Annotated in this window: 19 protein-coding genes; 11 read left to right on the top strand and 8 right to left on the bottom strand. The window is 68.2% G+C overall.

Features of this window, described 5'->3' with window-relative positions:
* Positions 1 to 31 precede the first annotated feature (31 nt).
* From FHJ30_RS00535 to FHJ30_RS00525, 3 genes are all read left to right on the top strand, one after another.
* Positions 32 to 1,693, top strand: a complete 1,662-nt coding sequence (locus FHJ30_RS00535; protein ID WP_139027322.1) for an alkaline phosphatase — start codon at positions 32 to 34, stop codon at positions 1,691 to 1,693.
* On the top strand, positions 1,690 to 2,958 hold the full coding sequence (locus FHJ30_RS00530) for an alkaline phosphatase family protein (RefSeq protein WP_139027321.1): 1,269 nt from the start codon (positions 1,690 to 1,692) through the stop codon (positions 2,956 to 2,958). The genes FHJ30_RS00535 and FHJ30_RS00530 overlap by 4 nt, the downstream gene beginning before the upstream one ends.
* 279 nt (positions 2,959 to 3,237) lie before the next feature.
* Positions 3,238 to 3,693: a hypothetical protein gene (locus FHJ30_RS00525; RefSeq protein ID WP_139027320.1), complete on the top strand. Its 456-nt coding sequence runs from the start codon at positions 3,238 to 3,240 to the stop codon at positions 3,691 to 3,693.
* A gap of 69 nt (positions 3,694 to 3,762) precedes the next feature.
* On the opposite strand, the gene FHJ30_RS00520 is transcribed toward FHJ30_RS00525, so the two are convergent.
* Complete coding sequence (locus FHJ30_RS00520) at positions 3,763 to 3,963, bottom strand: flavin reductase family protein (RefSeq protein ID WP_139027319.1); 201 nt, start codon at positions 3,961 to 3,963, stop codon at positions 3,763 to 3,765.
* 90 nt (positions 3,964 to 4,053) lie between these two features.
* On the opposite strand from FHJ30_RS00520, the gene FHJ30_RS00515 reads away from it, so the two are divergent.
* The gene (locus FHJ30_RS00515) at positions 4,054 to 4,452 is read left to right on the top strand and encodes a VOC family protein (RefSeq protein ID WP_139027318.1); all 399 of its coding nucleotides are present in this window, start codon (positions 4,054 to 4,056) and stop codon (positions 4,450 to 4,452) included.
* Between the two features lie 19 nt (positions 4,453 to 4,471).
* Here the strand turns inward: FHJ30_RS00515 and FHJ30_RS00510 are convergent, their stop codons facing one another.
* The 3 genes from FHJ30_RS00510 to FHJ30_RS00500 form a co-directional block, all read right to left on the bottom strand.
* Positions 4,472 to 5,305 (bottom strand): oxidoreductase, encoded by an 834-nt coding sequence (locus FHJ30_RS00510; protein ID WP_139027317.1) that lies wholly within the window; start codon positions 5,303 to 5,305, stop codon positions 4,472 to 4,474.
* A gap of 4 nt (positions 5,306 to 5,309) precedes the next feature.
* Complete coding sequence (locus FHJ30_RS00505; RefSeq protein ID WP_139027316.1) at positions 5,310 to 6,806, bottom strand: FAD-dependent monooxygenase; 1,497 nt, start codon at positions 6,804 to 6,806, stop codon at positions 5,310 to 5,312.
* A gap of 190 nt (positions 6,807 to 6,996) precedes the next feature.
* Positions 6,997 to 7,200, bottom strand: coding sequence for a hypothetical protein (locus FHJ30_RS00500; RefSeq protein ID WP_139027315.1), 204 nt, complete (start codon positions 7,198 to 7,200; stop codon positions 6,997 to 6,999).
* Positions 7,201 to 7,508: 308 nt separating this feature from the next.
* Here FHJ30_RS00500 and FHJ30_RS00495 point away from each other — a divergent pair, with 308 nt between their 5' ends.
* Both FHJ30_RS00495 and FHJ30_RS00490 read left to right on the top strand, forming a co-directional pair.
* Positions 7,509 to 8,843, top strand: coding sequence for a glycosyltransferase family 87 protein (locus FHJ30_RS00495; RefSeq protein ID WP_240793534.1), 1,335 nt, complete (start codon positions 7,509 to 7,511; stop codon positions 8,841 to 8,843).
* Positions 8,844 to 8,904: 61 nt separating this feature from the next.
* On the top strand, positions 8,905 to 10,125 hold the full coding sequence (locus FHJ30_RS00490; RefSeq protein WP_171058869.1) for a glycosyltransferase 87 family protein: 1,221 nt from the start codon (positions 8,905 to 8,907) through the stop codon (positions 10,123 to 10,125).
* 4 nt (positions 10,126 to 10,129) lie between these two features.
* Here FHJ30_RS00490 and FHJ30_RS00485 read toward each other — a convergent pair whose 3' ends face one another.
* The 3 genes from FHJ30_RS00485 to FHJ30_RS00475 all read right to left on the bottom strand — a co-directional run bounded on the left by FHJ30_RS00485 (position 10,130) and on the right by FHJ30_RS00475 (position 13,205).
* Positions 10,130 to 11,455 carry an erythromycin esterase family protein gene (locus FHJ30_RS00485; RefSeq protein WP_205677024.1) on the bottom strand — a complete coding sequence of 442 codons (1,326 nt, stop codon included), beginning with the start codon at positions 11,453 to 11,455 and terminating at the stop codon, positions 10,130 to 10,132.
* A complete protein-coding gene (locus FHJ30_RS00480; RefSeq protein ID WP_139027313.1) occupies positions 11,452 to 12,786 on the bottom strand; it encodes a phosphoribosyltransferase in 1,335 nt (444 codons plus the stop codon). The genes FHJ30_RS00485 and FHJ30_RS00480 overlap by 4 nt, the downstream gene beginning before the upstream one ends.
* 86 nt (positions 12,787 to 12,872) lie before the next feature.
* Complete coding sequence (locus FHJ30_RS00475) at positions 12,873 to 13,205, bottom strand: CU044_2847 family protein (protein WP_139027312.1); 333 nt, start codon at positions 13,203 to 13,205, stop codon at positions 12,873 to 12,875.
* Between the two features lie 191 nt (positions 13,206 to 13,396).
* On the opposite strand from FHJ30_RS00475, the gene acsA reads away from it, so the two are divergent.
* The 5 genes from acsA to FHJ30_RS00450 are packed head-to-tail and all read left to right on the top strand — an operon-like array spanning position 13,397 to position 18,821.
* The gene (acsA, locus tag FHJ30_RS00470) at positions 13,397 to 15,208 is read left to right on the top strand and encodes an acetate--CoA ligase (protein WP_139027311.1); all 1,812 of its coding nucleotides are present in this window, start codon (positions 13,397 to 13,399) and stop codon (positions 15,206 to 15,208) included.
* Positions 15,205 to 16,203: a pyruvate dehydrogenase (acetyl-transferring) E1 component subunit alpha gene (gene pdhA / locus FHJ30_RS00465; RefSeq protein WP_139027310.1), complete on the top strand. Its 999-nt coding sequence runs from the start codon at positions 15,205 to 15,207 to the stop codon at positions 16,201 to 16,203. Before acsA ends, pdhA begins: the two co-directional genes overlap by 4 nt.
* Positions 16,200 to 17,180 (top strand): alpha-ketoacid dehydrogenase subunit beta, encoded by a 981-nt coding sequence (locus FHJ30_RS00460; RefSeq protein ID WP_139027309.1) that lies wholly within the window; start codon positions 16,200 to 16,202, stop codon positions 17,178 to 17,180. Before pdhA ends, FHJ30_RS00460 begins: the two co-directional genes overlap by 4 nt.
* Positions 17,173 to 18,582 (top strand): 2-oxo acid dehydrogenase subunit E2, encoded by a 1,410-nt coding sequence (locus FHJ30_RS00455; protein WP_139027308.1) that lies wholly within the window; start codon positions 17,173 to 17,175, stop codon positions 18,580 to 18,582. The genes FHJ30_RS00460 and FHJ30_RS00455 overlap by 8 nt, the downstream gene beginning before the upstream one ends.
* Entirely contained in the window at positions 18,579 to 18,821 is a 243-nt protein-coding gene (locus FHJ30_RS00450; RefSeq protein ID WP_139027307.1) for an acyl carrier protein, read from the top strand. Before FHJ30_RS00455 ends, FHJ30_RS00450 begins: the two co-directional genes overlap by 4 nt.
* Here FHJ30_RS00450 and mptB read toward each other — a convergent pair.
* Positions 18,812 to 20,410 carry a polyprenol phosphomannose-dependent alpha 1,6 mannosyltransferase MptB gene (gene mptB, locus FHJ30_RS00445; RefSeq protein WP_139027306.1) on the bottom strand — a complete coding sequence of 533 codons (1,599 nt, stop codon included), beginning with the start codon at positions 20,408 to 20,410 and terminating at the stop codon, positions 18,812 to 18,814. The two genes, FHJ30_RS00450 and mptB, sit on opposite strands and share 10 nt — an antisense overlap.
* Between the last annotated feature and the right edge of the window lie 68 nt (positions 20,411 to 20,478).

The raw sequence follows: 20,478 nt of genomic DNA, 5'->3' as shown, positions 1-20,478 counted from the left end.
TGCGCCGCAGGGGGCGTTGATACTGGAGTACATGCCTTTTGTTACCCGCCAGTACGGACAATCGCCCACCCGCCGCCAGGTCCTCCGCGCAGGCGGCCTTGCCGCGGCCGTCGCCGGGGTAGCGCCCCTCGTCTCAAGCCCTGCCCAGGCGGCTGACCCGCTGTTCGCGCATGGAGTTGCCTCCGGTGACCCGCACCCGGACAGCGTGGTGCTCTGGACCCGGGTAACCCCCAGCCCGGAAGCCACGCCCGGCTCGGGACTCGGCCCGGCTGCAACAGTGAACTGGGAGGTGGCAGCGGATCCCGCCTTCGGCAGGATTGTTGCCAAGGGATCAGCAAAGACCGGGCCGGAGCGTGACCACACCGTGAAGGTGGTGGCCGGACGCCTGCAGCCGGGAACGGCTTACTGGTACCGCTTCTCGGTGGGCCGGGCGGTTTCCGCCGCCGGCCGGACCAAGACCGCACCGGCGGCCGGAGCCCAGGTGGAGCAGCTGCGCTTCGGCGTGGTCTCCTGCGCCAACTACCAGGCAGGCTACTTCAGCTCCTACCGCCACCTCGCCCAGCGCGGGGACCTCGACGCCGTGCTGCACCTCGGCGATTACCTCTACGAGTACGCACCCGGGGAGTACCAGGCGAGGAACGTCGTCGTACGCCCGCACCATCCCGCCGTCGAAATGACCACCCTCTCCCACTACCGGCGCCGGCACGCCCAGTACAAGACGGACGCCGACCTGCAGGCCCTGCACCTGGCTGCACCCTTCATCGTCACCTGGGACGACCATGAGGCGGCCAACGATGCCTGGGGCGGAGGGGCGGAGAACCACACCGAGGGCGCGGAAGGCCTGTGGGCCGAACGGCGCGCGGCGGCCAACCAGGCCTATGCGGAGTGGATGCCCGTGCGCTACCAGCCAGGCAGTCCGCTGTACCGCCGCCTGGACTTCGGTTCGCTGGCCAGCCTGTCCATGCTGGACCTCCGCTCCTACCGGAGCCAGCAGGCCGCCAACGGGCTGGACCCTGCGGTGGACAGCCCGGACCGGACCATCACGGGAGCTGCGCAGATGGACTGGCTGCTGGGCAACCTCACGTCCGGCGGCCCGCAGTGGAAGCTGGTGGGCAATCCTGTGATGATTGCACCCGTCCGGGTTCCGTCCACGCTCAGCCTGGCGGAAGTGGCGGGAGTCCAGAAGCTCATGGGCGGCACCACCATCGACGGCGTCCCCTACAACGTGGACCAGTGGGACGGCTACGAGGCGGACCGGAGCCGGGTGGTCCGGCACCTGCGGGACCAGGCGATCAAGGACACCGTCTTCCTCACCGGCGACATCCACTCCGGGTGGGCCTGCGACCTCCCCGCCGACCCCCTGACCTATCCCACCACGGGCGATTCGGTGGCGGCGGAACTCGTCTGCACGTCGGTGACCAGCGACAACCTTGACGACATCCTGAATGCGCCGCCGCGGACCTCCTCCCTGGCGGTGGAGTCAGCCATCAGGGCGGCCAACCCCCACGTGAAGTACCTCGACTTCGACTCGCACGGCTACTCCGTCCTGGACGTCACGCCTGCGGGCGTCCGCATGGACTGGTACGTCCTTGCCGACCGGACTGCGCAGGCCTCGGCGGCCACGCTGTCCACCTCGTTCAGGGTGGGTGCCGGCACCGGCAAAGCCGTCCCGGCAACCGGCGGCGCGCTGTGAACCCGGACCGCCGCCAGTTCCTGCGTCTCGCCGGCGCCGGAAGTGCCGCCGTCGTCCTTTCTGCCGCGCCCGGAACCTCGTGGGCCGGCCCGACGGCGAATCCCGGCGCCGCGCGGACCCGCACCTACGTCCTTGTGGTGGACGGCTGCCGGCCGGACGAGATCACGCCTGGGCTGACCCCGCGGCTCGCCGCGCTGCGGGCGGAGGGCACCAACTTCCCGGCCGCAAGGTCCCTGCCGGTGATGGAGACGATCCCCAACCACGTCATGATGATGACCGGCGTCCGGCCGGACAGGTCCGGAGTGCCCGCCAACTCGGTCTTCGATGCTGCCGAAGGGGCAGTGCGGGACATGGACCGCGAAACCGACCTCCGCTTTCCCACGCTCCTTGAACGCCTGGGCGCATCCGGCCTCACCACCGCCTCCGTCCTGAGCAAAAAGTACCTCTACGGGATCTTCGGCACGCGGGCGAGCTACCGCTGGGAGCCTTCGCCGCTGCTGCCGGTAACAGGGCACGCGCCGGACGCCGCCACCATGGACGCGCTGCTGGCCATCGTCAGCGGCCCCGATCCGGACTTCACGTTCACCAACCTCGGCGATGTTGACCGCATGGGGCACTCGGACCTGACAGGGACCACCCTCCAGGCAGCACGCAGCGCCGCCCTCGCGGACACCGACCTGCAGGTGGGCCGGCTGGTGGACCACCTGGTTGAGGCCGGCAAATGGGAGTCGAGCGTCCTGGTGGTGCTTGCGGACCACTCCATGGACTGGTCCCTGCCCACCAATGTGGTCTCGGTGGACCTCATCCTCCAGGCCCGGCCGGACCTCCGGTCCTCCATCACGGTGGCCCAAAACGGCGGCGCGGACCTGCTGTACTGGACCGGCCCCGCGGAGGAGAAGGCGGCAGGCCTCCAGGCAGTGCGCTCCCTGGTCCAGTCCCACCCCGGCGTGCTGTCGGTGTACGCTCCTGCCGAGCTTCGGCTGGGGGCGGAGGCCGGGGACCTGGTGGCCTTCTGCCGCGCCGGCTGGCGGTTCTCGGACCCCTACATCGCCTCGAACCCCATTCCCGGCAACCACGGCCACCCAGCCACCGAGCCCATCCCGTTCTTCATCTCCGGCGGCAGCCCCCGCGTGGTCCGCGGCCGCACGTCGTCTGACCCGGCGCGGACGGTGGACGTGGCTCCGACGGTCGGCGCCCTGTACGGGCTCAAGGCACCAGCCGGTGGCTACGACGGCGTTGCCAGGACGACGGCGTTCAGCGGCTGAGGAGGCGGCGTACATCCCGGGAGCCTGCCTGAGGCGGCCAGGCTGCCGCAGGATTGCTCGGCTTAAGGGCGTGGAGAACATCGTCCCGTAGCTGTAGGAGCGAGCCGATGAGCAGCACGGTGCCGCCGTGGGCAGGTGCCCAGACCGTGGCTTCGGACCAGTATCCGATCTTTCATGGACCCCAGGTCAACCCCGAGGTACTCTGACCTGCAAAGCCCTGGGGTAAACGGGGCTCACTGCGCCGGCGGAGGCGCCGTTGAACCGCATCCGGGGGATTTGATGACCACACAGGTCCATGCCGAAGTCGAACAACGTTCCCTGGCTGGCGAGAGCTCAGGCGACGGACCCGCAGCCTCAGACCCCGGCCAAACGAACTTCACCCTCACCGTTGAAAGCGAACGTATTCTCCGGATTACGTTGCGTCCCGGAAGCCAGATTACTGCCGCGGACGGAACCTCCGTGCGGGAGCGCTTCCTGACCCTGACCGGAGGCGCGGGCTGTGCGGTCTTACTGCAGATAACGGGCGTTAAGCATGTCAGCCGAGATGCCGTCCGTGTCTTCAGCGAAGCCATTACCGTCACAGCCTTTGCAATCCTCGGCAGCACGTCAGTGGACCGGGTCATCGCCCACGGACGGCGCGGACTGCCCTTGCCACAGTGCCCGAGCAGGTTTTTCACAGACGAGCAGGAGGCCCTGAAATGGCTCCGCACTGCGAGCGTCTCGGCCGGGTCATGATCTACGTTGCGTGAAGATCCGGTATTGGCGAGCACATCTGGCGTCCGGCCCATGAACATTCTTCGCCCGTTACGCGACCTTCTCCAGCCGGCTGGCGCGGGTTTCCACTCCTTCAAAATGGGTGCCCTTGAAGAAGAGGAGGGGCTCGGCGTCATCCCGCGCCCCCAGGGCACGGACGGCGCCCACCACGATGGTGTGGTCGCCGTCGTACTCGGTATGCAGTTCGCAGTCCACCCAGGCGAGCGCCTGGCCCAGTACGGGGTTGCCCAGGGGCGACGCAGAGTTACGCGTTCATGCCCCGAAGCATGGCGTAACGAAGCAGCCTCCTGACCAGCGGCTTTGACGGGATAGTGTGGGCGGATGGAGATGCGCCTTGAGGTTGTGCAGGTACCCGTGTCCGATGTGGACAGGGCGAAGTCCTTTTACACGGAGAAGCTGGGCTTCGTACTTGACCACGATGTGGAGCACATTCCCGGGATGAGGGTAGTGCAGCTGACGCCGCCAGGTTCCGCCGCTTCGATCGTCATTGGCACGGGAATGACAGCCATGGCGCCCGGCAGCCTCGAGGGGCTGCAGCTGGTGGTGCCGGACCTGGTTGCAACGCGCGGGGAACTCGTGAGCCGGGGCGCGGATATCAGCGAGGTCCAGGACATGGGCGGCGTCTTGTTCGCCCATTTCGTCGATCCGGACGGCAACCGCTGGGTCCTCCAGGGCGCCACGCCGCCCGCTGTCAGGGAGGCGCACCCGGGCGGCTCCTGACCGGTGTCCCGCTTCCCCGTCAGTTGCGCGGCAGTCCGATGGCGCGGCTGATCAGTGCGTCAAACTGGCGGTCGCCGAGCAGGTGGCGTGCGGTGATCAACGGCTTGGCTCCGAAGCCCATGGCGTAGCGGGTCTTGGGGGTTGAGGCGGTCACCGCCTTCCCGATTGCATCAGCCACGACCGACGGCGGCGAGTTCCGGTTTCCGGACGCCTCCGCCCTCAGCGTCTTGGCCACGGCTTTCGCCTGGGCTGCATAGGGTCCGTGTCCTGAGGTCTCCTCCAGGTTGTCGGCGGCGATGCAGCCCCACTCCGTGGCGATGCTGCCTGGCTCGATGACCACAACGTCGATGCCGAAAGGCTTAACCTCCAGGCGGAGGCAGTCGCTGAGTGCCTCGAGGGCGAACTTCGTCCCGTGGTACCAGCCGCCCAGTGGAGTGTAGATCTTCCCGCCCATCGAGGTGATGTTCACGACGATGCCCGAACGCTGCGCACGCATGTGCGGCAGCACCAGCTGCGCCAGGCGGATGGCGCCGAAGACGTTCACCTCGAACTGGCGGCGGCCTTCATCGATGGGGACATCCTCGAGCGCACCGTAAGAGCCGTAGCCTGCGTTGTTCACCAGGACGTCGATGCGGCCGGTCCCGGCGACGATCTCCTCGACACCAGCACTCATGGACGCTTCGTCCGTCACGTCCATGGCGAGCGGCCGGATGCCCTCCGCCGCCAGTTCCTGCAGCCTGTCCGCACGCCTGGCCGCGCCGTACACGGTAAAGCCGAGCGCCTGCAGCTTGAGGGCGGCGGCCTCCCCGATGCCTGAGGATGCTCCTGTAACAAGGGCCGTTTTGGTGGTCATGCTCCTAACCTAGGGCGGGTCCGAACCACCTGGCCAGCGCCTCGCTGAGGTCCGCGTCCTTTCCCTCCCCGACCCAGGCAACATACCCGTCGGGCCGGACCAGGACGGCGCCGGGGGCAATGACGTCACCGAGCACCGGAAGCTCCCACGGACCATCGCAGCGGGCGTCCACCAGCTTCATCCGCTCCGGCCGCTGCAACCCGTCGAAGGCACCCGGCACCCCCAGATTCAGCAGCAGCGGCCGGGCGTCATGCAGCAGCGAATACACCGTGCGGGGTCCTTCCCGGGTGACAAGGTCGGCGTCGGGCATCCGGCGCCCCAGCAGCGGGTGGCCCTCGCCGAGGTCGTACCGGACATCCAGGCCGGACTGCATCCCGGCGAACCGCTTCCGGGGCTCCTCCATGCCGAGGAGCTCGGCAACAACTTCCCCTGCCGCCTTGATCCGCGGGTCCGGACGGCGCAGCACGCTCTGCGCCATGGTGTTGCGCAGCACCCGGGCGGCCACGGGGTGGCGCTCCGAATGGTAGGTATCCAGAAGGGAGTCGGGAGCCACGCCGTTGACCACCTGCCCCAGCTTCCAGCCCAGGTTCACCGCGTCCTGCACCCCGATGTTCAGGCCCTGGCCGCCGTCCGGTGCATGCACGTGCGCGGCGTCGCCCGCGAGCAGGACCCGCCGGTCACGGTATACGGCCGCCTGCCGGCTCATGTCCGTGAACCGGGAAATCCAGGTGGGGCTGTGGGCGCCATAATCAGTCCCGCAGGCGGCAATCAGGGCCGCCCGGAGATCGGCCAGTGTGGGTTCCGTCGCTGGCCCCACGTGCTCCTCGGTCACCATGACCCCCACCGGCCCGCTGTCCGCGTAGACAACATTGCCATCCACGATCTTGTACTCCCGCCGCCCAAAGGAATGGATGCCAAAAGCATTTTGGTGCACACCAAACTCCGGCTGTCCGGTCATCTCCACCTCGGCAATCAGTGCGCTGGTGGTGGGATCCCAGCCGGGGAAATCGATCCCGGAAGCTTTGCGCACGAGGCTCCTGCCGCCGTCGCACCCCACCACGTAGCTGCCGCGCAGCATCCTGCCGTCCTGGAGGTGGAGGTCGACGCCGGCACTGTCCTGGGCGAGGCCCATCACCTCAGTCCCGCGATGGAACGTCACGGGCAGCTCCGCCACCCAGCCCGCCAGGATGCGTTCGATGTGGTTCTGCCACAGCCCCAGCCCGTACGGATGGCGGGTGGGAAAGTCGCTGATATCGAGGCGGGTCTGCGCGAATCCGGCCACTTGGGCCACCTGCCCCTCCGCGATGAACCGCCCGGCGATGCCGCGCTGGTCCAGCACTTCAATGGTCCGGGCGTGCAGGCCGCCCGCCCGCGCACCGGCGAGCTCCTGGCTGTGGCGCCGTTCCACAATGGCTGCGTCAACTCCTGCCAGCGCCAGCTCCCCGGCCAGCATCAACCCGGTGGGGCCGCCGCCCACAATCACTACCGCATGCCCAGTCATCGCTTGCTCCCGTTCTCCCGGTGTCCGGCCCTGCGATTATCCGGCCGGGTACCGGCCTTGCCGCAAGCCCCGCCCCCAGCGGTACATTGGAAATGGAAGGAGTCCAGGAATTAAGCATCGATTGCTCCGTACTTGTCGTTTTCGAGGCTGAAAACGACAAGTACGGAGCAATCGATGGTTAAAGAGGGGGTTACCAGGCCTGGTGTTCGCGGGTGAGGCCGAAGGGGACGGCCTCACTGAGGTCCACAGTGAACCTATCGACCCCGAGGCGGGTGACCAGGATGCCGTGGCGCTTCCCGGCGAGGGCATGGGCCTTGGCGGCCGTAACGGCGGCGTCGAGTTCAGCGTCCATGCTGTGGCGGTCGGCAACGGTCAGGGTCAGGGGAAAGTTCATGGTCGAGCCTCGTGGATAGGGGGGTCAGGGGCAGTCACCTGCGCTCCCCAAGGCTGCAGACGAAGCGGCGCAGTTGGTGCGCCTCGGACCATGGTCCCCCAGCAGCCCACCGCCAGCAACTTGAAAAATCAACCAAAGAAGTTGCCGCAGGTCAGGAGCACTGACGCTGCCGGGTGCGGAGGCAATTACGGGGCCGCAAAGGCCGTGAATTAGAGTTGGACAGGAGTGGGCGCTGTTTCTGACGGCTCTCCCATGCCCCTGAACAACGCCAGGCGGCAGAACCAAGCAACCAGCGCAGCACCACACCTGTGCCACAACCTGACAAGGATCCCGCCATTTCCACGGACGCTTTCTTCGGCAGACTTACCCGGATCCGCAACGTCATCCTTCCCGCACCCGCCCGGACGCGGCTGAACACCGGGCGCGGACTGCTGGGCGGGTTCATCGTGGTGCACCTGGTCTTCCTGGTCTTCGCCGCCTCACTGTCCCTGCGCGGCGAGGCCTTCAGCGACACCTTCATTTACCGCGACTGGGCCATGGCAGGGTTCAACGAGGCCAACCTCCGCGGCGGGCCCAGCCCGTGGGTCTACCCCATCCTGGCGCTGATCCCCATGGCCATCGCAGGCGTCGCCGGGCCCGGACCGTTCTTTTTCCTCTGGGTCCTGATGACCACGCTGCTCAACGGCTGGGCCCTCCTCAAACTGACCAGCCGCGGCCGCGACCGGAGCGCCATCCCCGCCGCGTGGTGGTGGCTCGCCTTCACCTTCATGATGGGCTGGCTCGGCTTCGCCCGCGTGGACGGGCTCACCGCCCCCCTGGTGCTGGTTGCCCTGGCATACGGCGTGGGCCGGCCGTTCATCGCCTCCGTCCTGCTGGCCATCGGCACGTGGGTTAAGGTCTGGCCGGCAGCGGTCATGCTGGCACTGTTCGCCGTCGTCCGGAACCGGATCCTGGTGGTACTGGCGGGAATTGCGACGACGGCGGGCGTCGTTGCGCTTGCCGCTGCGCTGGGCAGCGTCCCCAAGCTGTTGAACTTCCTCACCCAGCAGGGTGACCGCGGCATGCAGCTCGAAGCCACGTTCACTACGCCCTGGCTCTGGCTGTCTGTCCTGGACGTGGGCGGTTCCCGGATGTACATGAACACGGACATCAACTCCATGCAGGTGGACGGCCCCGGTACGGCCTTGATGTCGGTGCTGATGCAGCCCCTGCTGATCCTGGCCGCGCTGCTGGTTGCCGGCATGACGTTCTGGGCGCTGCATAACGGCAAAATCAGCGGCGGCGTGGACCGCACGGAGCTTCTCCTGGCCGGCGCCCTCACCCTGGCCACCGCGTTCGTGGTCTTCAACAAGGTGGGTTCCCCGCAGTTCATGGTGTGGCTCGCCCCGGCTGTCGCCGTCGGGCTGGCCCACAGTTGGCGGGAATGGCGCGTCCCGGCCACCATGCTGATCGTCATCGCCGTGGCCACGTACTTCATCTACCCGCTCTTCTACGACGCCCTGAGCCACAACAACCCCTGGATGGCGCTGGTGCTGACCATCCGCAACGTCCTCCTGGTGGTCCTGTTCCTGTGGAGCGTCCGCCGCCTCTACCTGCTGGGCAAAAAGACGCCCGCAGCGGCTCCCGCGCTGAAGGAGTCCTGAGATTTCCACGAAGTTCTTTGACCGGCTGGTCACCGTCCGCACGAAAGTCCTGCCCGCCAAGGTGGTGGACTGGTTCGCCCGCCCGTCCAGTGTGTGGTGGGGCTTCGCCGTCGTCCATCTCTACTTCCTGGGCTGGATGGCGTCCTTTTTCCTGCACGGCGATACGTTCAGCGACACGGAACAGTACCGCCAGTGGGCCATGGACGGCTACAACCCGCAGGACCTGGACGGCAAGATCAGCCCCTGGGTCTACCCGGTGCTGGCGCAGATCCCCATTTTCCTTGCCGGCATCGCGGGACCGGACCTGTACCTGCTCGTGTGGTTCCTGATCATCACAGCCCTCAACGCCGTCGGCCTCGCCTTCCTCACCCGCGGACCGCGGAAGGTGGCCGGCATTGCGCCCGCGTGGTGGTGGCTGTTCTTCACTGTCTTCATGGGCTACCTCAGCTTCGCCCGCGTGGAGGGCATCACCGCGCCCATCGTGCTGATCGCGCTGCTGTACGCGGCCACGCGCCCGGTGGTGGCCGGCATCCTGCTCAGCATCGCCACGTGGATCAAGGTGTGGCCCGCGGCCGTGCTGGTGCCCATCGTGATCGCCAGCCGGAAGCGGATCCGGATACTCCTCTCCGGCGTGGCCGTGACCGCCGTTGTGGCGCTGGGGACGTGGCTGTCCGGCGGGCTGCCGCACATCCTGGACTTCCTCCTGAACCAGGGCGAGCGCGGCATGCAGCTGGAGGCGACCTTCTCCACGCCCTGGGTGTGGCTGAGCGTCTTCAACATCGCCGGCTCGAGGATGGCGGACAACACCGCCATCAACTCCACGGAGGTCTACGGCCCGGGTGCCGGCACGGCTGCGTTCCTGATGCAGCCGCTCCTCATCCTCGCCGCCGTCGTCGCTGCCGTCCTGCTCGTCCGCGCACTGAACCGCGGCGCCGAGCGGGAGGAACTGTTCCTCGAGGGCTCGCTCATGATGGTCACCGCGTTCATCGTGTTCAACAAGGTGGGCTCCCCGCAGTTCATCATCTGGCTGGCGCCGGTGATCATCGCCGGCCTCACGCATGACTGGAACAGGTGGAAGGTTCCGGCGGCGCTGCTCATGGGGATCGCCATGACCACGTTCGTGATCTATCCCCTGTTCTACACGCCGCTGATCCACGCCCACCCGGTAATGGCGGCGATCCTCACCACCCGCAACGTACTCCTCGTGGTGCTGCTCTGGTGGTCCGTGAAGCGGACGGCGGAACTCGGCCGGAAGCCCGCGGCGGTGCCGGCCAGCGCCTAGCCCGTCAGAAACCCGAAGGCTCGGTTTCGAATTCCGGCTCGCCGGGCTTCTGCTCGTGGTGCAGGGGCCGGAGCGCGGTGGTTTGCGGGATCCACAACAGCGCGTCATAACGTCCCGCCATCCGGGTGGGAACGTAATTGCCGGCCTCGCGCTCCGGATCGTAGACCACGCCGATCGCCCGGTGCCCGCGCCATTCAGTCAGCCAACGGCCGGTACGGTTGCTGCCAAAAACCAGCAGCGACGGTTCGCCGAGGGCATTGTTGAGCAGGTCCTCGTGGCTTCCCTGCCGGGCCGCCGGAACCGTCATTGTTTGCTCCGGCGCGCCCCAGGCTTCCGCTGCGGTGACTGAGCCGGCGTAGGACGCGAACCCGGCAAGTACCACCTCCCCCGGGTGCCGCAGGCGCATCAGTTGTCCGATGTTGTCCATTCCGCCCTGCGCCATGTCCGTGGCCCGGGCATCGCCGACATGGGTGTTGTGGGCCCATACCAGCCCCTTTGAACCCGGTCCGTGGTGGGCGGCAATGCGATCGATGGTGTCGCTCATGTGGTAGTCACGGATATTCCAGGACTGCCGGTCCCCCCGCACCATGGTCCGGTAATAGCGTTCGGCGTTGGCCGCCACCATGGCATTCTGCACGGCGTCGAACGCGGCGGGATCGTCCTTGACCCGGCCGAGCGTCCGGCGCCGCACCTCCGTCAGCAGGCCCACCACATCCGCCTCACAGGATGCGGGTACCAGCCGGCTGCTCCACGCGTAGCGGTGCGGGTCCTCTCCGAACGGGACAAAGCACTGCCAGGCCCGTGTCGCGGCGGGGAGGGCATCTGGGGCGTTGGCCTCCAGCCAGGAGAAGATCTCCCGCAGCGAGTCCCAGAGGGAATAGACGTCAAGGCCGTAGAAGCCGGCGCGCAGCTGTTCAGGGCGGGCGAGGTTCCACTCGCGGAGCCAAGCCAGGAACTCCGCCACCTCGTGGTTCGCCCACATCCAGGTGGGCCAGCGTTCGAAACCGGCGAGCAGCCGGTTCGCATCAAGGTCCTGGTTTTCCTGACCCCGGACCCAGCGGTTGATGCGCCAGCAGTCGGGCCAGTCACCCTCAACACCGATCCAGGTGAACCCATGTTCCTCGATCAGGCGCCGGCTGATCACCGCACGCCAGCGGTAGTACTCCCGTGTGCCGTGGGACGCTTCACCCAGGCAGACATAGCGCGCCCCTGCTGCCCGCCGGATCAGGGCGTCCAAGTCCTGCGGCGCTGCAAGGGGGTGCGCCAGCCGGCGGATTTCCTCCAGCTCCTGCCCGTGGCGTACCGGCACTGACGTAGTAGCCCTGTTCACAGCGGAACCTCCGGTGCGCGTTCCGGGGCTGTTTCCCGCAGCAGGTACCGCGCGAACCACTCCCTGGCCAACGTTGCAGCCTGGGTGAGCGTTCCGGGCTCCTCGAACAGGTGGGTTGCCCCTGGGACCACTTCCAGGCGGACCGGCGCCCGCATCCGGTCCATGGCCTGCCGGTTCAGGGCAAGAACCTGGGTGTCCGCGCCCCCGACCACCAGCAGGGTAGGTGCGCGGACCGCTGCCAGCCGCGGGCCTGCGAGGTCCGGGCGGCCGCCGCGGGAAACGACGGCGTCCACCTCCGGATCAGGTTCGGCCGCCGCCCATAAGGCGGCACCGGCGCCGGTGCTGGCACCAAAATAGCCCACCTTGCATGTTGCCGTGTCACTCCTGCTGTTCAGCCAGCGGGTTGCCGCGCTAAGCCGCTGGGCCAGCAGGCCGATGTCGAAGACATTCCCGCGGTCCACTTCCTCGGCAGGGGTGAGCAGGTCCAGCAGCAGGGTGCCCAGGCCCGCGCCCTGCAGGACTGAGGCAACGTAGCGGTTGCGCGGGCTGTGCCGGCTGCTCCCGCTGCCGTGGGCGAAGACCACCACCGCGCTGCACGGTTCCGGGAGGTGCAGGTCACCGTGGAGCGCCACCCCGTCCACCTCGATTTCCACATCCTGGTCGATGCCGGCAGTCCCCGCCCCGGCGAGGCGTTCACGCAGCGCGGCGGCATCGAGCAACTGCACCACCTCCTCATCGGTGGTGGGCGAGAAGTCGCGGTAGTAGTACCCCACGGCCTGGAAGTTCCGCGCGCTGATCAGGGAGTAGGCCTGGTCCGGCTCGGACAGTGAGCCCATCGCGTCCGCCGGAGCCACAGGAACTGCCAGGATTACCTTCGCCGCGCCCAGGTGGCGCGCAACCTGGCAGGCAACACGCGCCGTCGAGCCCGTTGCGATGCCATCGTCCACAATGATGACGGTCCGCCCGGCCAGGTCCTTCCGGGGCCGCCCCTGCCGGTACCGTTCCAGCCTGGACTCCAGCCGCACACGCTCGCGCCGCTCAACGGCCTCGATATCGTCCTGCGTGACTCCGGCGAGCGAGATGACGCGCTGGTTGAGGACCCGGGCGTCGCCTTCACCAATGGCTCCCATGGCCACCTCCGGCTGGAACGGAAGGCCGAGTTTCCGGACCACAATGACGTCCAGCGGGGCATTCAGGGCCTTGGCAACTTCGGCCGCCACCGGGACACCCCCGCGGGGCAGCCCCAGGACCACCACATCGTCCGCCCGGAACCGGTCCAGCACGAGCCCCAGCTTCCGGCCCGCATCAATCCTGTCCAGGAATTCGTACATCAGGCCACCCTTTCGCGTGGACACCGGTTATCTGCCAGGCATCCGCCAGCCGTCTATCCCTGACCCGGCCCTCCCCTGCGGGCCTGCTACTCTTCCTCAAACGGAATCTCCGCTGCGGCCGACCATGACATCCGCAGGACAAAGTGGCCGTCCGCAATGTTCCGGGCAATCACCGCCCCCGCCGTTCCAGCGAGTTTCACGCCGAACTCCACTTCCATGTGCTCCGGCCCGATTTCCCGCATGGCGTCCACAGCAGCCGCGGCCGCGGGGCGGACGGCGGCGAGCGCGTCCTCCAGCCGGCGGCCGGCATCCAGGATCCCCTGCTCATTCCGGCCGGGATGGTCCACGCCGTAGCTGTTGTCATCCACTTCAACCAGGATTGTCCCGGATCCCACTTCATAGCGGACTACTTCAGTCATGGCGGTGCCTCCAAACATCAGCGGGAAAGGACGGTTGCCGGGTCCCGGTGCGCTTCCAGTAGACACCTGTCCGGAGCGCAGCGGCAGTGCCGAAAGGCCCGGCCGGAGCGGCGCGGGTACGGGTTTGCACCGCGCTTCCCGGGGGACTTTCTACCCTTGCCTGCTTGGGCTGCGGGGCGTCGGATAGGAACATGACGGCAGGAACCGAACGGCCCATGCGCTGGCAGCGAATCTCCAAGGACGTTCCAGGCTTTCCTGTCCGGCCCAACCTGCTGGACTACGGCACCGCATGCCGCGAGTTCTCCTGGGACGATGCCCGCCGGGCACTGTCCGGGCTCCCGGGCGGCGGCCTGAACATCGCCAATGAAGCCGTGGATCGCCATGCGGCCGGGCCGCGGGCGCACCATGAGGCCCTGCGTTTCGTGCGGGCCGACGGATCCACCCACTCCCTGAGCTACCTGGAGCTTGCCGGGCAAACCAACCGCTTTGCCGCGCTGCTGGGGCAGCTGGGCATCGGCCGCGGGGAGCGGATCTTCTCGCTCACCGGCCGCAGCCCCGAACTGTACGTGGCAGTGCTGGGCACCCTCAAGAACGGGAGCGTCTTTTGCCCGCTGTTTTCCGCCTTCGGACCGGAACCCGTACGGCAGCGCCTCCACCTGGGGCAGGGGCGGGCGCTGGTCACCACCAGGGCGCTCTACCGCAGGAAAGTGGCCCACATCAGGGAGAACCTCCCGGACCTCAAGCACGTCCTCCTGATTGATGCGGACGGCGATCCCGAGCCGGGGACCCTCGACCTCGCCGCACTTATGGCGGCCGCGCCGGCGGACCCCATCATGGCTTCCACCAGCGGTGAGGACATGGCGCTGCTGCACTTCACCAGCGGCACCACGGGCACCCCGAAAGGCGCCATCCACGTGCACGAGGCCGTCACCGCCCACTACGCGACGGGCCGGTTCGCGCTGGACCTGCACCCCGGGGACACCTACTGGTGCACCGCGGACCCCGGCTGGGTCACGGGCACCTCCTACGGCGTCATCGCACCGCTGGTGCACGGCGTCACCACGGTGGTGGACGAGGAGGAGATGGACGCCGACCGGTGGTACCGGATCCTGGCTGAGCAGCGCATTACCGTCTGGTACACCGCGCCTACGGCCCTGCGCATGCTGATGAAAGCCGGGGCGGACAGGGCCGCCGGGCATGACCTTTCGGCGCTGCGGTTCGTGGCCAGCGTGGGAGAGCCGCTCAACCCGGAAGTGGTGGTCTGGGGCCAGGAGGCGTTCGGCCTGCCCGTGCATGACAACTGGTGGCAGACGGAGACCGGCGGCATCATGATCGCCAACTTCGCAGCCACGGAAATCAGGCCCGGGTCCATGGGCAGGCCGCTGCCGGGAGTGGAGGCGGCACTTGTAGCGCGCGATGGCGACGGCAAGCCGGTGCTCCGCGACGGTGGACCTGTGCTGGTCACGGAGCCGGACACCATGGGGGAACTGGCCCTGCGCGCGGGCTGGCCATCGATGTTCAGGGGCTACCTCAATGAAGAGGAACGCTACCGCCGCTGCTTCGCCGGGGGCTGGTACCTCACCGGGGACGTCGCAAAACGCGATGCGGACGGATACTACTGGTTTGTGGGCCGCGGCGACGATGTCATCAAGTCCTCCGGCCACCTCATCGGCCCCTTCGAGGTTGAGAGTTCGCTGATGGAGCACGCGGCCGTGGCCCAGGCGGGCGTGATCGGCGTCCCGGATCCGGTGGCCGGCGAAGTGGTCAAGGCCTTTGTGGAGCTCAGGAACGGGTGGCAGCCGTCCGAAGAGCTGCGCCTGGACATCATCGGCTTCGCACGCAAACGGCTCGGCGCCGCCGTTGCCCCGCGCATGGTGGACTTCACCACGGCGCTGCCGAAAACCCGCAGCGGAAAGATCCTCCGGCGCCTCCTGAAGGCCCGCGAGCTGGGGCTCCCCGAGGGGGACACGTCCACCGTCGAAACCACCACGGAGGCACCATGACCGGCACGCCGGAACGGATCGGCGCGGACCAGGCCGGCACCGCGAGGCATCTCCTGCACCAGATGCTCCGCGTGCGGCGGCTGGAGGAAAGGTGCGTCGAGCTCTACAGCGAGGCGAAAATCCGTGGCTTCCTGCACGTCTACATTGGCGAGGAAGCCGTGGCTGCGGGCGTCCTGGACAACCTGGACGCAGGCGATGCCGTGGTGGCGACTTACCGGGAACACGGCCACGCACTGCTCCGGGGCGTGCCCGCCGGCGCCATCCTGGCCGAGATGTACGGCAACGTCCAGGGCTGCTGCCGCGGCCGGGGCGGCTCCATGCACCTGTTCGACGCCGCCACCCGCTTCTACGGCGGCAACGCGATTGTGGCAGGCGGGCTGCCCCTCGCCGTCGGCCTTGCCCTGGCGGACAAGATGGCCGGCCGCGCGCGCGTGACGGTCTGCTTCTTTGGCGAAGGTGCCGTGGCGGAGGGCGAATTCCACGAAAGCCTGAACCTGGCAGCACTGTGGCAGCTGCCCGTGCTCTTCTGCTGCGAGAACAACCTGTATGCGATGGGCACGGCACTGGGCCGCTCCGAGTCGCAGACGGACATTGCACTGAAGGCCGCCGGTTATGAACTGGCAGCGTGGGCGGTGGACGGGATGGACGTCCTGGCCGTGCATGAGGCCGCCCGCCGTGCCGTGGATGCGGTGCGTTCGGGCGCCGGTCCGCACTTCCTGGAGCTGCGGACCTACCGCTTCCGTGCCCACTCCATGTTTGATCCGGAACGCTACCGGGAGAAGGCCGAGGTTGCCCACTGGATCGAGCGGGACCCCATCACCCTGCTGCGCAACGCCCTGGAGGCCGCGGGCCAGCTCAGCGGGGACCAGTGGGCCGGCATCCAGGGTGACGCCGATGCCGAGGTGGCCGCCGCCGTCGAATTCGCCGAGGCCGGGTCTCCGGAACCCGTGGAGGAACTGGCCCGGTTTGTCTACAGCGAGCGGGGACCGGAATGAAAACCACCTACCGGGAAGCCATCCGGGCCGGGATCCGGGACGCCATGAACCGTGACAACCGGGTGTTCCTCATGGGCGAGGACGTCGGCGCGTACGGCGGCTGCTTCGCCGTCAGCCTGGGACTGTTCGAGGAGTTCGGGCCGGAACGGATCCGCGACACCCCACTGTCCGAGTCCGGCTTCGTCGGTGCGGGCATCGGCGCGGCGCTGGGCGGCATGCGGCCCATCGTGGAAATCATGACCGTCAACTTCAGCCTGCTGGCCCTGGACCAGATCGTGAACAACGCTGCCACGCTCCTGCACATGTCCGGCGGGCAGTTCAACGTCCCGCTGGTGATCAGGATGACCACCGGCGCCGGACGCCAGCTGGGCGCCCAGCACTCCCACAGCCTGGAGGGCTGGTACGCCCACATCCCTGGCCTGCGCATCCTTGCGCCCGCCACCCTGGAGGATGCGCGCGGCATGCTTTGGACCGCCCTGGAGGATCCTGACCCGGTGCTGGTCTTTGAACACGGAACGCTTTACAACATGCCCGGCGAACTGGATGACGACGCCGGCCCTGTGGATATTACCGCCGCCGCCATCCGGCGGCCGGGGACGGACGTCTCCCTCATCACCTACGGCGGCACGCTGCCGGCCGTGCTCGACGCCGCGGAGCAGCTGGCAGCCGAAGGCATCGACGCCGAGGTGCTGGACCTGCGGGTCCTGCGACCGCTGGACGACGCCGCCATCCTGGCCACCGTGGGCAAGACGCACCGGGCCGTGGTGGTGGATGAGGGGTGGCGCAGCGGCAGCATCTCGGCCGAGATCAGTGCACGGATCATGGAGGCCGCCTTCTACGACCTCGACGCACCTGTGGGCCGGGTGTGCAGCGCCGAGGTCCCGCTGCCCTACGCCAAGCACCTGGAACTTGCCGCACTTCCTTCGGCCGACCGGATCGTGGCGGCAGCGCGGGAGGTGACGGGCAGGCGTGGGTGAATTCCGCATGCCGTCCCTCGGGGCGGACATGGACCACGGCAAGATGGTGGAGTGGCTGGTCAAGCCGGGCGACTACGTCCACCGCGGCGACGTGGTGGCTGTTGTGGACACCGAGAAGACCGTCATGGACATCGAGACTTTCGAAGAGGGGGTCGTGGCCGAGCTGCTGGTGGACGTCGGCACCACGGTTCCCATCGGCACGCCGCTTGCCCGGATCACTGCCACTCCCGACGACGGGACCGGGGCCGCGCCGCCGGCGGAAACGCACGCGCTCCTCTCGCCCCCGGTGCGGCACCTGGCCCACCAGCTGGGGGTTGATCCTGGCACCATCCGTGGAACGGGGAGGCACGGCGCGGTGACGCGCTCGGACGTGGAACGCGCTGCAGCGCCGGCGGCAGCTTCAGCGCCCGCGGCACCAGCTTCAGCCCCGCCCGCTGCTCCGGCGGCCGCACCGCCCCAGGTGAAGGACGACGGCGGCACCCGCGGGCGGGTGCGCTCCTCACCGCTCGCCCGGCGCCTCGCAGCCGAGCGGGGGGTAGACCTTTCGGCCGTGGCGGGGACAGGGCCCGGCGGGGCCGTCACGGAGGACGACGTCCTCCACGCGGCTGAGGCCACGCCGCCGCCGGCACCACCCTCCGGTGCGGCGCCGGAAGCTCCGGCACCCCCGGAGCCGAAGGCACCTGCCGCCCCGCCGTCTCCGGCAGAACATGAGGCCACGGCCCCGGCGGACCGGCAGCGCGAGGCAAGCCTGCGCAGGGCAGTCGGGGCGCTGATGGCCCGCTCCAAGAAGACGATTCCGCACTACTACCTCAGCACCACGCTGGACATGGGTGCCGCCGTTGCCTGGATGCAGTCGGCCAACCTCCAGCGCCCCGTTTCCTCCCGGCTGGTTCCCTCTGCACTCCTGCTGAAAGCCGCCGCCCTTGCTGCCAGGGACGTTCCCGAGGTCAACGGCCTGTACGTGGATGACGAGTTCCGGCCCAGCCAGGCCGTGCACCTTGGCGTCGCCGTCGCCCTTCGGAAAGGCGGCATCGTGGCCCCAGCCATCCACGACGCCGACCAGCTCCCGGTGGACACCCTCATGGAGCGGCTGCGGGACCTCGTGTCCCGCGCCCGGGCAGGCAGGCTGCAGCGGGCAGAAATGGCGGACCCCACCATCACCGTCACGAACCTGGGCGACCTGGGCGTGGAAAGCGTGTTCGGGGTGATCTATCCGCCGCAGGTGGCCATGGTGGGCCTGGGCCGGCTGATGGAACAGCCGTGGGCCCACGAGGGAATGCTTGGGATCCGCCCCGTGGTGACGGCCACCCTCTCCGCCGACCACAGGGTCAGCGACGGCCTGCGCGGCGCCCGCTACCTTGCACGGCTGGACGAACTGCTGCAGAAACCGGAGGAACTATGAACGAACAGGATGCGCGCACCGCGGTGCACCAGGCTATCGGCCAAGTGGCGCCTGACCTTGAGCCTGGCGACCTTACGGAAGGCGCGCGGCTCCGGCAGGACCTTGAACTCGACTCCCTGGACTTCCTGCGGCTTGTGGAAACTGTAGATGCCGCAACGGGCATAAACATCCCGGAAAGCGACTATCCGCAGGTGGCCACGGTGGGAGGGCTGATCGCGTACATCGCCGGTCACGGCTGACGCCGGGCAGCGCCGCGTCTCGCCGCAACCGCGGCCAAGGCCCAGCGCCACCCCCGTTTTGCCAGGTCAAGCGGCCTGGCCTCGATGAGCAGCCGCCGTGTATGCACGTCAAGGAATAAAAGGTAGAACGTGAAGGCCAGGGCCGTGACGAAGGCCAGCGAGGATGCGTCGATGGGCAGCTCCACGAAGGACCACACGGAGAGCTGGTCCTGCGCGCCGAACACCACGAAGAACGTCACGCCCACGTACAGCGACCTGATCTGCCAGTCGTCCCGGATGCCGGTGACAGCCAGGAACGGCAGGAACCAGAGGATGTACCAGGGCTGGATGATGGGCGAGAGCATCACGACGGCGGTAAACGCCAAGGCCATCCGGCGCACCGCGCGCGAGTAGTCGCCACGGAACATCAGGACCAGGACCAGCGCGATCGCCGCCCATTTCATGCCCGTCCGCAGGACGGTGGCGAACGTGCCGCCGGGCAGCCCCAGCACGTTGCCCAGGAACTCAACCTGCTGGCCCAGGAAGCCCGACGGCGAGTAGCCGGTGTAGCCCGGCGTGGGGTCCATGATGGCCCACACCCACCCCATCCCCAGGTTGTAGGGGATGCCGCTAAGGGCCAGCACGCCGAAACTGATGCCCGCCGTCGCCCCCCACATCAGGAACTTGCGGGGCCAGGAAGCCGACGGGCCCGCCCACATCAGGCCCACAAAGGGAAGCAGGAGCACTGTGATCGGCTTGATGCCGATCGAAGCGGTCACCAGCAGGATGCCGGCAAGGTAGTGGCGGGTGGCCGCGAGGTAGACGCCTGCGACCGCGAGGCCCACCATGAGGGCGTCGTTGTGGGCGCTGGCGATGAAGCTGATCAGGAACAGCGGGTTGGCCACGGAGATCCACAGTGCGCGCGCCCCGTTGATGCCATGCAGCTCCGCCAGCCTGGGGACGTAGATGACGCAGAGCAGGACCCCGACGCCGGCGAGGAGGCGGAACAGGAGGACGGACACGTCCGGCTGGGCGCCGGTCAGCCCCACCACGCCGCGGGCCAGCCAGAGGAAGTAGGGGCCGTAGGGCGTCCTGGCTTCCGCCCAGGCCGGATCGGCGCCGAGCGAGAACCAGTTGCTGAGGGTGGAAATGCCCACTTGGTAGGGGTTCTGGCCCTCCATCACCAACCGGCCCTGGCCGGTGTAGGCGTAGACGTCGCGGGAGAATACGGGAACGCAGAAGAGCAGCGGCAGGGACCAGGCGGAGATGGCGATGACAACGGACCGCAGCGACGATTTGCCCCAGTCGGCCAGGCGCTGGCCCAGCCGGAGCCAGGACCGCATCAGCACCATGGCGCCCACGGTCAGGAGCACGGTGGACACCGTGACTCCCCAGCCCTCGGTGCGCAGGGCGATGACCACCGGCTGCCGGATCATGGGGGAGCCGTTGGCGATCCACCCCGTCCCGATGGAGCCGATGAACATCATGAGGGCTCCAACAAAGCCCTCGATGGTGGCGAGGTAGGCGCGGCCGGTGGCCGGGCCGGAGGCTTTAGCCGGCGCTGCCGGCTGCGTCTCCGAAGTCCCGAGGTGTGACCCGCCTGCCGTCATGTTTGTCTGGTCCCTTACTTGGTTACGGCGCTGGTTGGACCAGCAATAAGGCCGCCCTGCAACGCCGC

The organism is Arthrobacter sp. BB-1 (genome assembly GCF_006151685.1).
In the GTDB taxonomy this organism is placed as follows: Bacteria; Actinomycetota; Actinomycetes; order Actinomycetales; family Micrococcaceae; genus Arthrobacter.
The sequence above is the reverse complement of the archived record's forward strand: the minus strand, read 5'-3'. Positions and strand labels throughout refer to the sequence as shown.